The sequence below is a fragment of the Sphingomonas swuensis genome, from assembly GCF_039538045.1.
Lineage (GTDB): Bacteria > Pseudomonadota > Alphaproteobacteria > Sphingomonadales > Sphingomonadaceae > Sphingomicrobium > Sphingomicrobium swuense.
In genome coordinates this window covers 370,580-383,590 of the sequence record NZ_BAABBQ010000001.1, presented here as the reverse complement: position 1 = coordinate 383,590, position 13,011 = coordinate 370,580, and the positions used below count along the sequence as shown (strand labels likewise).

Annotated in this window: 13 protein-coding genes; 6 read left to right on the top strand and 7 right to left on the bottom strand. The window is 69.7% G+C overall.

Annotated elements, in window-relative coordinates; translation table 11 throughout:
• Positions 1–26 precede the first annotated feature (26 nt).
• On the bottom strand, positions 27–1,334 hold the full coding sequence (locus ABD727_RS01985) for a cystathionine gamma-synthase family protein (RefSeq protein WP_344705716.1): 1,308 nt from the start codon (positions 1,332–1,334) through the stop codon (positions 27–29).
• Between the two features lie 61 nt (positions 1,335–1,395).
• Here ABD727_RS01985 and ABD727_RS01980 point away from each other — a divergent pair, with 61 nt between their 5' ends.
• Positions 1,396–1,710, top strand: coding sequence for a DUF305 domain-containing protein (locus ABD727_RS01980; RefSeq protein WP_344705715.1), 315 nt, complete (start codon positions 1,396–1,398; stop codon positions 1,708–1,710).
• On the opposite strand, the gene ABD727_RS01975 is transcribed toward ABD727_RS01980, so the two are convergent.
• From ABD727_RS01975 to lgt, 5 genes are all read right to left on the bottom strand, one after another.
• Positions 1,707–3,113 (bottom strand): SLC13 family permease, encoded by a 1,407-nt coding sequence (locus ABD727_RS01975; RefSeq protein ID WP_344705714.1) that lies wholly within the window; start codon positions 3,111–3,113, stop codon positions 1,707–1,709. The two genes, ABD727_RS01980 and ABD727_RS01975, sit on opposite strands and share 4 nt — an antisense overlap.
• Positions 3,114–3,175: 62 nt before the next feature.
• Positions 3,176–3,955, bottom strand: a complete 780-nt coding sequence (gene pgeF / locus ABD727_RS01970; protein ID WP_344705713.1) for a peptidoglycan editing factor PgeF — start codon at positions 3,953–3,955, stop codon at positions 3,176–3,178.
• Entirely contained in the window at positions 3,937–4,449 is a 513-nt protein-coding gene (locus ABD727_RS01965) for a GNAT family N-acetyltransferase (protein ID WP_344705712.1), read from the bottom strand. The genes pgeF and ABD727_RS01965 overlap by 19 nt, the downstream gene beginning before the upstream one ends.
• Complete coding sequence (locus tag ABD727_RS01960; protein WP_425566745.1) at positions 4,446–5,402, bottom strand: class I SAM-dependent methyltransferase; 957 nt, start codon at positions 5,400–5,402, stop codon at positions 4,446–4,448. The genes ABD727_RS01965 and ABD727_RS01960 overlap by 4 nt, the downstream gene beginning before the upstream one ends.
• 17 nt (positions 5,403–5,419) lie before the next feature.
• A complete protein-coding gene (gene lgt / locus ABD727_RS01955; protein WP_344705711.1) occupies positions 5,420–6,295 on the bottom strand; it encodes a prolipoprotein diacylglyceryl transferase in 876 nt (291 codons plus the stop codon).
• A 68-nt stretch (positions 6,296–6,363) separates the two neighbouring features.
• Between lgt and ABD727_RS01950 the strand changes: the two genes are divergently transcribed.
• The 5 genes from ABD727_RS01950 to ABD727_RS01930 are packed head-to-tail and all read left to right on the top strand — an operon-like array spanning position 6,364 to position 12,165.
• Positions 6,364–8,031, top strand: a complete 1,668-nt coding sequence (locus tag ABD727_RS01950; RefSeq protein WP_344705710.1) for a class I adenylate-forming enzyme family protein — start codon at positions 6,364–6,366, stop codon at positions 8,029–8,031.
• Positions 8,028–10,160, top strand: coding sequence for a molybdopterin cofactor-binding domain-containing protein (locus ABD727_RS01945; RefSeq protein ID WP_344705709.1), 2,133 nt, complete (start codon positions 8,028–8,030; stop codon positions 10,158–10,160). Before ABD727_RS01950 ends, ABD727_RS01945 begins: the two co-directional genes overlap by 4 nt.
• 4 nt (positions 10,161–10,164) lie before the next feature.
• Positions 10,165–11,172, top strand: a complete 1,008-nt coding sequence (gene hemH / locus ABD727_RS01940) for a ferrochelatase (protein WP_344705708.1) — start codon at positions 10,165–10,167, stop codon at positions 11,170–11,172.
• Between the two features lie 28 nt (positions 11,173–11,200).
• Entirely contained in the window at positions 11,201–11,923 is a 723-nt protein-coding gene (gene phbB / locus ABD727_RS01935) for an acetoacetyl-CoA reductase (protein ID WP_344705707.1), read from the top strand.
• 2 nt (positions 11,924–11,925) lie between these two features.
• On the top strand, positions 11,926–12,165 hold the full coding sequence (locus ABD727_RS01930) for a ribbon-helix-helix domain-containing protein (RefSeq protein WP_344705706.1): 240 nt from the start codon (positions 11,926–11,928) through the stop codon (positions 12,163–12,165).
• Here the strand turns inward: ABD727_RS01930 and ABD727_RS01925 are convergent.
• Complete coding sequence (locus ABD727_RS01925; RefSeq protein ID WP_344705705.1) at positions 12,154–13,008, bottom strand: ATP-grasp domain-containing protein; 855 nt, start codon at positions 13,006–13,008, stop codon at positions 12,154–12,156. The two genes, ABD727_RS01930 and ABD727_RS01925, sit on opposite strands and share 12 nt — an antisense overlap.
• Positions 13,009–13,011: the final 3 nt, after the last annotated feature.

The window sequence follows — 13,011 nt, the reverse complement described above, 5'->3', positions numbered from 1 at the left end:
GGTGAGCCGCCGTCCCGGAACGACGGTCAGACCGCCTGGAGCGCGTGCTCGAAGTCGGCGATCAGGTCGTCGGCATTCTCGACGCCGATGCTGATCCGGACGAGGTTGTCGGTGATTCCGAGCGCCTGCTTGCGCTCGTCGGGAACGCTGAGGTGGGTCATGGCCGCCGGCGCGCTCGCCAGCGTCTCGGTCCCGCCGAGGCTGACCGCGAGGTGGGCGATGGTGAGGTTGTCGAGGAAGGCGAAGGCCTCCTTCTCGCCGCCCTTCAGATAGAGCGAGAAGGTCGAGCCGGCGCCGGTGCAGTGGCGATTGTAGATGTCGGCCTGGCGGCTGCCTTCCTCAAGGAAGCCCAGATAGCCGACGCTCTCGACCTTGGGATGGGTGCGGAGGAATTCGCACACCTTGGCCGCATTCTCGCCCGCCCGGCTCATCCGGAGCTCGAGCGTCTCGAGGCTGCGCAGAAGCATCCAGGCGGTGTTCGGATCACAGATGGTGCCGATGGTGTTGCGCATCATCCGGATGGGATCGAGGAACTTCTTCGAACCGACGAGGCCGCCAGCAACGAGGTCGCTGTGCCCGCCGGCATATTTGGTCAGGCTGTAGACGGTGATGTCCGCGCCCTGCGCCAGCGGCTTGGCCCAGAGCGGGCCGAGGAAGGTGTTGTCGATCGCGATCGGCGGCACGTCGCCGCCGGCGAAGGCGGCATCGCGGGCGGCGCGGACCGCCTCGACGTCGACCAGCGCGTTGGTCGGGTTGGCCGGGCTCTCTAGATAGATGAGGCTGAGCCGGCCCTTGGCCTTGGCCGCCTCGATCACCGCGGCGATTTCCTCCTGTGTCGAACCCGCCGGGAAATCGAGCCAGGTGATCCCGAACTGGCCGAGGATCTTGGCGATCAGAGTCTCGGTCGCGGCGTAGAGCGGACCCGAGTGGACGATCACGTCGCCCGGACGGGCGTAGGTCAGCAGCAGGGTGGCGATCGCCGACATGCCGCTCGAGAAGGCGAGTGCCTCCTCGGCCTCTTCCCACAGCTTGAGGCGGGCTTCGAGGATCTCCTGGTTGGGACCGTTGAAGCGCGAGTAGACGAGGCCCTCGGCGCCGCCCGGACGCTTGCCGGTGATGCCTTCGAAGAAGCGCTTTCCGTGCGCCGCGGTCTCGAAGACGAAGGTCGAGGTGAGGAAGATCGGCGGCTTGAGGCTGCCCTCGGACAGGGCCGGATCGAAGCCATAGCCCATCATCAGGGATTCGGGGCTGAGCTGGTGGTTGCCGATCGCGGTCGGGCTCTTCTTGGGGCGGCGGCTCGCGGGCACGCCAGTCATCTCGGCTTCGTTTTCCATGACGCGCCCCCTAGCCCTTCTGCCGATGCGGCGAAAGGCGGGCTTGCGTGTTTCATCAGGCATGAAGAGCCCAGCCCTCCTTGCCGCCGCCCTGATGCTCGCCGCCTGCGGGAGCAACGTTCCGCCCCCGCCTGCCGAAGGGAATGGCATGGCGGCGATGCCCGGTATGGGCATGCCCGCGCCGACCGGCGACCAGGACCGCGACTTCGCGCGGATGATGATCGTCCATCACCAGGGCGCGATCGAGATGGCGCGGCAGCAGCTCGCGCGTGGTCGCGACCCGGGGCTGCGGAACCTCGCCAACGAGATCATCGCCGCGCAGGAGCGCGAGATCGCGGTTCTGAACGCCTATCTCGATCGCACCGGCGGGCGCTAGGATCCCATCAGGGGCCGGAGCAGCCACACCGTTCCGACCAGCAGCGGCACGCCGGCGAGGTCGAGCCATAGCCCGGCCTTGAGCATCCGCGGAAGCGCGATGTGGCCTGTCGCCCAGGCGATGGCGTTGGGCCCGGTGCCGCTCGGCAGCATGAAGCCCCAGCTTGCCGCCCAGGCCGCAGGCAGCGCGAGCAGGATGGGATCGATGCCGGTCGCGGCGATCAGTCCGGCGACGACCGGAATGATCCCGCTCGCGGCGGCGACGTTGCTGGCGAACTCGGTGATGAGAACGACGAGGCCGACCAGGGCGAGGGCGATCACCAGCGGATGGACCGACTTCAGCGGCGCGAGCGCGGTGCCGAGCCACTGGTCGAGGCCGCTCTCGCCGATCCCGGCGGCGAGCGCGAGGCCGCCGCCGAACAGCATGATCACGTCCCACGGCGCGCGATTGGCTTCCTGCCAGTTGAGCAAGGGGCGACCGCTTCCGTCGGGGATGACGAACAAGGCGAGCGCGGCGAGGATGGCGACGGTGCCGTCGACCAGCACGTCCTTGGGTAGCCGGTCGGCGACGAGCGGGAGAAGGACCCAGGCGAGGACGGTCAGCAGGATGACGGGGACGAGGCGCTTCTCGGCGGGCGACCAGGGGCCCGCCTCCCCGAACGCCTCGATCGCCCGCGCGGCATCGAAGTCGGTCGGCGCGACCTTCTGGACCCGCATCAGGATCCACCAGCAGAGCGGGATGGCAGCGAGCACGAGCGGCACGCCGAAGCTCGCCCAGGTGAGGAAATCTATCCGCAGGCCGACCGTCCGCTCGATGATGCCGGCGGCGATGGCGTTGGTGGGAGAGCCGACGAGGGTCGCGAGGCCGCCGATCGAGGCGGCGAAGGCGATGCCCATGGCGAGTGCTCCGGCGAAGCCGCCGGTGTGGCCGGGCTCGATCCGCGCGGCGTGGAGCACCGCGAGCGCGATCGGCATCATGATCAGCGTGGTCGCGGTGTTGCTGACGATCATCGAGACGATCGCGGTGGCGGCCATGAAGGCGAACAGCATCGCGCCCGGGGTCGCTCCCCCGCGCCTCACGATGGCGAGCGCGAGGCGGCGGTGGAGCCCGGTGCGCTCGATCGCCAACGCGAGGATGGCGCCGCCGAGCACGAGAAAGAGGATCGGACTGTAATAAGTCGCCGCGGCGTCGGTCGCGGTCATGATCCCGAAGGCGGGCAGGAGCAGGAAGGGCAACAAGGCGGTGGCGGTGAGCGGAAGCGCCTGCGTCATCCACCAGGTCGCCATCAAGGCGGCGAGCGCGACCACCCGCCAGGCGGGAAGCGGCATGCCTTCGGGCGGCGGCAGCAGCAGCAAGGCCGCAATCAGCAGAAGCCCGCCCCAAAATCCCCAACGCTGCGCCATTATAGTCCCCTGCCCTGCCCTCCCCTGTCATCGCGGGCGGGAGGAAGCGAGGCAATCCCCGTTCAGGGGCGGGGCAGACCGATCAGGCTGATCTGGCGGCCGTAGCTTGGCTCGTCCCGGTGCGTGGAGCGGCGGTAGCTGTAGAAGTCCTCCTCGCGGGCATAGGTGTCGAGGCCGAGCGCCTCGATCCGGGTGAGCCCGGCTGCAGCGAGGCGCTGGAGGAGGTAGGCGGGCAGGTCGAAGTGCGGCTTGCCCGCGGGCCCGTCGGCGAAAAAGCGCTCGTTGTCGGGGTCGGCCTCGCAGAAGCGCGCCATGAAGCCGTGGTCGACCTCGTAGCTGGCGCGGGCGATGGTCGGGCCGATCGCGGCGACGATCCGGCCGCGGTCGGCACCGAGCTTCTCCATCGCGGCGATGGTGGTGTCGGTCACGCCGCCCAGCGCCCCTTTCCAGCCCGCATGGGCGGCACCGACCACGCCCGCCTCGCTGTCGGCGAAGAGGACGGGAGCGCAATCGGCATTGAGGATCCCGAGCAGGATGCCCGGCCGGTCGGTGACGAGCGCATCGGCATGGGGCCGGTCAGCGTCGGCCCAGTCGCCGGCCTCGAGGACCTCGATGCCATGGACCTGGTAGGGCGAGACGATCGGCGCACCGGCAAGAACCGCGTCGGCGGCGCGGCGGCGGTTCTCGACGATGAGCGAGATGTCGTCGCCGCTCCCCCAGCCGCAGTTGAGGCTCGCCATCGCGCCCTTGCTGACCCCGCCGGCCCGGCCGAGGAAGCCGTGCGGCAGGTCGCCGAAGCTTCGGGCACGCCAGACCGGCGGGTTCACAGCGAGGCTTCCCACACACGGTCCTCGTCGGGATGGTTGCCGACCATGAAGGTGACGGGTCCGCGATCCGCAAAGCCGAAGCGGCGGTAGAAGGCCTGCGCGCGCCAGTTCTCGCTCCACACCGACAGGGCCATCCGCCGCGCCTGGCGGCGACGCGCCTCGGCAAGCGCCCATTCCATCAGCTGCGCGGCGAGGCCCGAGCCGTGCGCGGCCTTGAGGAGGTAGAGCTGCTTGAGTTCGACCGTGCCCTCGGACTCGACATGGGGAAGCTTGTTCGGGCCGAGCTTGGCATAGCCCGCGATCTCGCCGTCGATCAGGCCGACCGCGAAGGCATATGCGGGGTCGGTGAATTCGGCCGTCCAGCCCGCGGGCGTGAAGCCGCCGAGAAAGGCCGCGAGATCCTCCGCCTGGTAGAGATGGGCGAAGGTGTCGCAGAAGCTGGTGCGAAAGATCCGGTCGATCTCGGGGAGGTCGGCGGCCGTCGCCGGGCGGATCGTGGGCGCGTTCATAGTCCGGCGGGTCTTGGCCAATCGGGCGAGTGGATGGCAAGCACCTTGAACAGGCTGCCCATGGCGTCGGGCCGGCACAGGCGGGCGCGGGCCGCCTCGATCTCGCCGGCGCGCCCGGGCGCTGCCTGGGCCAGCCGCCGGGCGCGGGCCTGGATCCCGAGACGCTCGAGCCAGCTGCCCTGCTCGGCCGGCGCGGTCACGAAGGCACCCGCCTCGCGGGCAACGGCCGCGACCCGCTCGAAGTCGACATGGCTGGTGAGGTCCTGCTCGCCCGGGCGGTCGAGGGCGGGCGCGAAGGCGTGGCCGCGGACCGCCTGGAGCGTGTCGCCGGGCGCGCTGCGTTCATGGCCATAGTCGATCAGGAGGGCGACTCCGCCGAGCGCCACCAGCCCTTCGGACAGCGCCGAGACCGCCTCGTCACGGGCGGGCGAGCTTTCCACCACCTCGCCGTCACGGTCGAAGGCGAGGCCGTCTCCGATCAGCTCGACGTGACGCTCGATCCCGGCGACATGCTGGCGGATCGGAAGCGCGTCGAGAAACTCGTTGGCGACAACCAGCAGGGGCGCGTCGCCGGGCAGGTCGCCGATGCTGTCGTGGTGGGTCGCCCCGGGCACCGCGGCAAGCTGGGCCTCGCGAAGCACCGGGCTGGTCTCGACGAGGTGCACGGGGGGCGCGAGGCCGGCCGAGTGCATCACCCGGAGCGCGTCGGCGGCGAGCGTTCCCCGCCCCGGCCCGATCTCGACATAGCGGACGCTTGCCGGTGCTCCTGCGCGCCGCCAGACATCGACCAGCGCAGCGCCGATCAGCTCGCCGAACATCTGGCTGATCTCGGGCGCGGTGGTGAAGTCGCCGCTGCTCCCGAGCGGATCGCGGGTGGCGTAATAATAATCGTTGCAGGCGCCCATGAAGGCTTCGAGCGTGATCGGTCCGTCCGCCCGGAGCCGGTCGAACAAGGCGCGCTGGAAGGGCGTCAGGCGACGCTCTCCAGACCCACGGTCGGCTCGATCCGCTCGCGCCGGCCCTTGGCGGTCGCCATCAGGTAGAGGCCGCCTAGGATCATCGGCACGCACAGCCACTGGCCCATGTGCAGCCCGGTCGCCTCGGCGAACTGGCGCAGGTGATTGTCGGGTTCGCGGATGAACTCCACCCCAAAGCGGAACAGGCCGTAGAAGAAGAGGAAGGCGCCGACGAGCAGCCCCGGCTGGTAGCGGGCACGGGTCCGCCAGAAGAGGATCGCTAGGATGGCGAAGAGGAGGATGCCCTCGAGCGCGGCCTCGTAGAGCTGGCTCGGGTGGCGCGGCGGTCCGAGCACGACCACGCCGGCGACCACTTCAGGAAAGCGGACGGCCCAGGGCACGGTGGTCGGAGCGCCCCACAGTTCGCCATTGACGAAGTTGGCGAGGCGCCCGGTGAAGAGGCCGATCGGGACCACGCAGGCGACATAGTCGTGGACCCGGAGCCACTGCAGTTTCTCCTTCCAGCTCATGTAGATGATCCCGAGGCTGGTGCCGATGACGCCCCCGTGAAAGCTCATCCCGCCGTCCCACAGCTTGAAGATCTCGAGCGGGTTCTCGGCGTAGAAGCCGGGGCGGTAAAAGAGGACGTAGCCGAGCCGGCCGCCGAGGATCACGCCGAGCGCGGCAAAGAAGACGAGGTCGTCGGCATGGCGCCGGGCCATCGGCGCACCCGGCTGGCGGATCAGCCGGAGCAGGTACCAGTAACCAAGGAAGATGCCGGCAAGATAGGCAAGGCTGTACCAGCGAAGCTCGAAGAAGCCGAGGTCGAGGGCCACCGGCGACAAGCCCAGCTTGGTAAAGTCGATGCCGGCGGATGATACACTGTTCATTATCGTCTTTCCCTTGGCCCCGCGCGTCTCATAAGAGGGGGCAAGACAAAGTCCAAGGAGGCCGTTCCATGCCGAGTGAGCTCGACCAACGTTACGACGCCGTTCTTGCGGCGGTCACGGGGCCGGGCGGTCGGGTGGTGGTCGGCAAGGATCCCGAGGGACGGACCGCGGTCACCAACTTTCCCGCGACCCTGCCCGCCTTCTTCAAGACCTTCTGCACCCTCAACGGCCAGGTCGAGGGTGTCATCGCGGGCGACGAGCGGCTGACCTTCGCCGAGCTCGACCGGGTCTCGGACGAACTCGCCCGCGCGCTGGTCGGGATCCACGGAATCGCCAAGGGTGACCGGGTCGGGATCGCGATGCGCAACTGCCCGGCGTGGATCGTCAGCCACATGGCGGTGCTCAAGGCGGGCGGCATCTCGACGCTCCTCAACGGCTGGTGGCAGAGCGCGGAGATGAGCCATGCGCTCGAACTGACCGAGCCCAAGCTGATCATCGCCGACGAACCGCGGGCCAAGAGGATCGCGGCGGCCTGCGGGCCGTGGCCGATCGTATCGCTGCCGATCGAGCGGCCGATCGCCGAGGCACTGGCACCGCTGATGGAGGGTGATGCGAGCGGCGCCGAGCTGCCCGAGATCGGTCCCGACGACGACGCGACCATCCTGTTCACCTCGGGCTCGACCGGCGGTGCCAAGGGCGCGCTGTCGACGCACCGCGCGGTGACCCAGGGCGTCTACACCTATGCGACCAGCATCATGTGCCTGCTCGGAATCATGCAGAGCATGGGGAACGAGCCCAAGAATCCGCCCAAGACACTGGTCAACGTGCCGCTGTTCCACGTCACCGGCGAGGTTCCGGTGCTGCTCAACAGCTTCGTCATCGGGCGGGGCATGGTGCTGCTGCCCAAGTGGGACGCGGGCGAGGCGCTGCGGCTGATCGAGAAGGAGAAGGTGACCTATTTCGTCGGGGTCCCGACGATGAGCCTCGAGATGATGAATCATCCCGACCGCGACCGCTTCGACCTGTCGAGCCTGACCGACATCGCCGCCGGCGGGGCTCCGCGGCCGGTCGCGCACGTCGAGCGGCTGAAGGAGAGCTTCGAGACCGCGCAGCCCGCGCTCGGCTACGGCCTGACCGAGACCAACGCGGTCGGCTGCGGCAACTATTGGGGAAATTACATCGCCAAGCCGGCTTCGACCGGCCGCGCGCTGCCCTATGTCGAAATTGCAATCCTCGGTGCCCAGGACACGCACCTGCCGCAGGGGGAGCGCGGCGAGGTCGGAATCCGCTCGGCCGCCAACATCAAGGGCTATTGGAAGAACCCCGAGGCGACGGTCGACGCCTTCTCGTCCGACGGCTTCTTGAAGACCGGCGACATCGGCTACCTCGACGAGGACGGCTACCTGTTCATCGTCGACCGCAAGAAGGACATCATCATCCGCGGCGGCGAAAACATCAGCTCGGCCGAGGTCGAGGCCGCCATCTACGCCTGCGAGGAGGTCGCCGAAGCCTCGGTGTTCGGAGTACCCGACGAGCGGCTGGGCGAAATCCCGCTGTGCGTGGTGGTGCCGGCCGAGGGGAGCGACCTCGACGAGGCAGCGCTGCGGAGCTTCCTCGCGCCGCGACTGGCGGCCTTCAAGGTGCCCGACCGCTTCGTCTTCGCACGCGAGAGCCTGCCCCGGCTGGGCACGGGCAAGATCGACCGGGTAGCGCTCAAGGCCCAGTTCGCGGCTTGAGGATCGACCGCCGGACATTGCTGGTCGGCACCGGCGCGGGGGTCGGGCTGGCCCTCGCTTATGCCTGGTGGCCGCGGGGCGAGGCCGCCGTGCTCCGTCCGGGTGATGGCGAGCACCTGCTCGGACCGGGGATCGCGATCGGCCGCGACGGGCGGGTGACGGTCGCGGTGCCGCAAGTCGAGACCGGCCAGGGAATCTGGACCGGCCTCGCGCAGGAAGCGGCGGACGAACTGGGCGCGGCGTGGGAGCGGGTGTCGGTCGTTCCCGCCCTGCCCTCCCCGCTGTGGGACAACCCGCTGGCGAAAGGCGAGGGCTGGACCGACGCGCTCGGCCCATGGCGGCGCTGGCGGCTGGACGAGGGCGCGCTCCGGATCACCGCCGGCTCGACCTCGATCCGGGCGATGGCGCCGGTCATGCGCCAGCTGGGTGCCGCGGCGCGGGCCCTTCTCGCCGCCGAGGCGGCGTCGCGCTGGGGCGTCGCGGCGGCCGAATGCGACACCGCCGACGGCATCGTGACGCACGAGGGCAAGGCGCTGGGCTTCGCCGAGCTGGCGGAAGGCGCGGCGTCGCGACGACTGCCCGACAGCGCTCCGCTACGACCGCGACCGGGCAAGCTCGCCGGCCAGCCTCTGCCAAGGCTGGACGCGCTGCCCAAGACGCGCGGAAGCCTTCGCTTCGCCAACGACGTCCGCTTGCCGGGCATGGTCTATGCCTCGCTTCGCAGGTCGAGCGGCGGAGCGGCTCGGGTCGACACGCCGCCGCCGCTGGGCGTCGAGTTCGTGAGCGGTCCGGACTGGGTCGCGGCCCTCGCCGCGGATTGGTGGTCGGCCGAGGCTGCACTGGCCGGGGCTGGCGTCCGCACCTTCGGGCCGGGCGGCGGAGACGATGCGGCGGTGGAAGGGGCCCTCGACGCCGCGCTCGGGAGCGAGGACGCGGAGACCCTCTTCGCGCGTGGCGATGTCGAGCAGGCGTTTGACGGAGTCCGACCGCTCGCCGCGAGCTATTCGGCGGCGGCGATGCTGCACCACGACCTCGAGCCTCCGAGCGCGACCGCCCGGTTGGCGAACGGCCTGCTCGAAGTATGGGCTGCGACCCAGGCGCCCGAGCTCGTCCGCCGCAGCATCGCCGCCACGGGACCGGAGCGAACCGTCCTCTACCCGATGCCGGTCGGCGGCCAGGGCGGACGGGCACTGGATGACGAGCTGGCGGGGATCGCGGTGACGCTCGCGCGGCGCACCGGCAAACCGGTGCAGGTCACGCTCAGCCGGACCGAGCAGGTGCGGAGCGATCCCGTGCGCTCGCCGCTCAAGGCGCGCATGCTGGCGCGACCGATGCCCGACGGAAGCATTGCCGGCTGGCGAATGCGGCTGGCGGGGGTGGACGGGACCGGAGCGGCGATGGCCCGGCTGCTCGGGGGCGAGAGCGGGGCCGTCCGCCCGGCGCTTCTTGCCACGCTGCCTTATGCGGTTCCGAACGTCGCCATCGAGGTCGCTTCCGCAAGCCTTCCGATCCGCACCGGCTACCATCGCGGCGAACTGCTCGGTCCGCTGACCTTCTTCACCGAAAGCTTTCTCGACGAGCTCGCCCGGATCGGCGGCCGCGATCCGCTGGGTCTTCGCATCGGGCTGCTCGGCGGCAATCCGAGGCTTGCGCGCTGCCTCGTCCGGGCGACGGCGCTGGGCGGCTGGGACGGCGGCGGCCCGGGAAGCCAGATGGGGCTGGCGGTCGCAAGCGTGCTCGGAAGCCACATCGCGCTGGTCGCCAGCGCGTCGCTCGGTCCCGGCGGCGCCGTCGCGCCCGATCGGCTGGTCGCGGTGGTCGACTGCGGGCGGATCGTGAACCCGGCGCTGGTCCGCCAGCAGGTCGAGGGCGGACTGATCGCGGCGCTCGCCCAGGCTTCGGCAGCGGCACCTTCCTTCCGCCACGGCCGAGTCCTCGGCCCGCTTCCGCCGCAAGCCCCGGCGATGGCCGCCCAGCCCGAGATACTGGTCGAAATACTGGCTAGTGGGGCCGAGCCCGGGGGTGTCAACGGACTGGGGTCGGCCGTCGCCCCCGCGGCGGTCGGCAATGCGCTGGCGGCCGCGACCGGTCGGCGCTTGCGCTCCCTTCCCTTCGCGCCGATGGCCTGATCCGATGCTTCCTCCTTCCGACCATCCGACCATCCCCGCGCCGAAAGTCGGCGTGCTTCTGATCAACCTCGGCACGCCCGACGCACCCGAAGCCCCGGCCGTGCGCCGCTATCTTGCCGAGTTCCTTTCCGACCCGCGGGTGATCGAGATTCCGAAGCTGGTGTGGAAGCCGATCCTGCACGGGATCATCCTCCAGGTGCGGCCGAAGAAGTCGGCGCATGCCTATTCGCAGGTGTGGACCGAGGAAGGCTCGCCGCTGGCGGCGATCACCCGGCGCCAGGCCGAGAAGCTGCAGGCACGGTGGGGCGAGCGGGTCATGGTCGACTGGGCCATGCGCTACGGCAATCCGGGAATCCGGCCGGCAATCGACAAGCTCAAGGCGGCCGGGTGCGAGCGGATTCTCGTCGCGCCGCTCTATCCGCAATATTGCGCGGCGACGACGGCGACCGCCAACGACAGCGTCTTCGCGTCGCTTGCGCTGCAGCGCTGGCAGCCGGCGCTTCGGACGCTTCCGCCCTACCATGACGATCCACGCTATATCGACGCGCTCCAGCACAGCCTCGAACAACAGCTGGCGACGCTCGACTTCACGCCCGAGCGGCTGCTGCTGAGCTTCCACGGCATGCCCGAGCGGACGCTGATGAAGGGCGATCCCTACCACTGCCACTGCCGCAAGACCGCGCGACTGCTCGGCGAGCGGCTGGCGATCCCGACCGACACCGCCTTCCAGTCGCGCTTCGGCCGCGACAAGTGGCTCGAGCCATCGACCGAGGACGTACTCGCCGGCTATCCCGCCGCGGGCGTGACGAGGCTGGCGATCGCCGCCCCGGGCTTCTCCGCCGACTGCATCGAGACGATCGAGGAGCTCGGCATTCGCGGCAAGGAGACCTTCATTGCTGCCGGTGGAACGCACTTCGCGCGGCTCGACTGCCTCAACGACGGCGAGGAGGGAATGGCGATGCTCGATGCCATCCTGATGCGCGAACTTGCGGGCTGGGTGACGCCTGCCTAGGCTCCCCTCCGATCAGGAGGAGATCAGTATGGCGCGCGTTGCAATCGTCACCGGGGGTACACGAGGGATTGGCGAGGCGATCAGCGTCGCGCTCCGCAACATGGGCATGACCGTCGCCGCCAATTACGCCGGAAACGACGAGCGCGCCCGCGACTTCACCGAACGCAACCGGATTCGGGCCTTCAAGTGGGACGTGTCCGACTATCAGGCCTGTCTCGCGGGAGTGCGCGAGGTCGAGGACGAGCTCGGACCGGTCGACGTCCTGGTCAACAATGCCGGCATCACTCGCGACACGACGATGAAGCGGATGGACCATGCTAAGTGGCAGGAAGTCATCGACACCAACCTCGGTGGCTGCTTCAACATGGCCAAGGCCTGCTGGGACGGAATGAGCGCCCGCGGCTACGGACGGGTCGTCAACATCGGCTCGATCAACGGCCAGGCCGGCCAATATGGCCAGGTCAACTATGCCGCCGCCAAGTCGGGCATCCACGGCTTCACCAAGGCGCTCGCCCAGGAAGGCGCGCGGACGGGGATCACCGTCAACGCCATCGCGCCGGGCTATATCGACACCGACATGGTCGCGGCAGTGCCCGAGGAAGTGCTCGGCAAGATCGTCGCGCGGATCCCTGTCGGACGGCTCGGCCGGGCCGACGAGATCGCCCGCGGCGTCGCCTTCCTGGTCGACGAGAATGCCGGCTTCGTTACGGGCTCGACCTTGTCCATCAATGGCGGCCAGCACATGTACTGACGGTGGAGACCGTCACCTACTCGCCGCCCGTCAAGCGAAGCGTCCTTATCCGCGGCCACCAGACCAGTGTCAGCCTCGAGCCGCTGTTCTGGCGGGCACTGGAAATCGCGGCGCGGGACTCGGCAATGCCGGTCAATGCGCTGGTGGCCGAAGTCGACGAAGCGCGGCTCAAGGTCCGCAATCCGCCCAATCTCACCAGCGCGCTACGCCAGTGGCTGTTCGGGCGGGCGCTAGGCGGCTGAGGCCGTGGCGAGCACCGCCTCGGCGAAGCGCTGCTCGGCCGGGGCATTGCCTTCAAGGAACAATGCGGGCTCGATCAGCTCCATTTCCATCAGCAGCAGACGGCCGTCGTCACCGCGAATGAGGTCGATCCGGGCATAGGTGGTCGCCGCGGGCGCCACGCCGAGGGCGGCTTCGGCCACTGCAAAGGCGCCGTCGGGCGGGGCGGAGGCTTCGGTCGAGCCGCCATGGTCGGGCTGGACCCGGAAGTCGCCGATGCGCGGACGCTTGGCGACACAGTGCGAATAGCGGCCGCCGAAGTAGAGCAGGCTATACTCGCCCTCGTCCTGAACCGAGCGCAGCCACGGCTGGATGAGCATGCGCTCGCCATGCACCTCGCCCGGGACGGGGTCGCCGGGACCAAGACGGAAGGTACCCCAGGCTCCTGCCGAGACCGGCGGCTTGATCACCAGCTGGTCGGTCCCGAGGACGCCGTGCGCGGCGGCGAGCGCCGCTTCGTTGAGGTGGTCGACGGCGAGCGTCGGGACCGTCGGAACGCCCTTTTCGGCAAGCTCGGTCAGATAGACCTTGTCGCTGTTCCAGCGGAGCAGCGCGGCGGCATTGGCAAGCGGCATGCCGCTCGCCTCGGCCCGGTCGAGGAAGGCCAGCCACTTGGGCAGGCGGAGGTGATAGCCCCAGGCGACCAGAGGAAGAACGAGGTCGACCGCGTCCAGCCTTGCCACGTCGGTCCACGGCATCGCCACCACCTCCGCCCCGGCGTCGCGCAGGGCGCGGGCCTGGTTGTCGAAGGCCCAATCGAACGGCCACCCGTAGTCGGGCGCCGGGACCAGCATGGCGATCCGCATCGG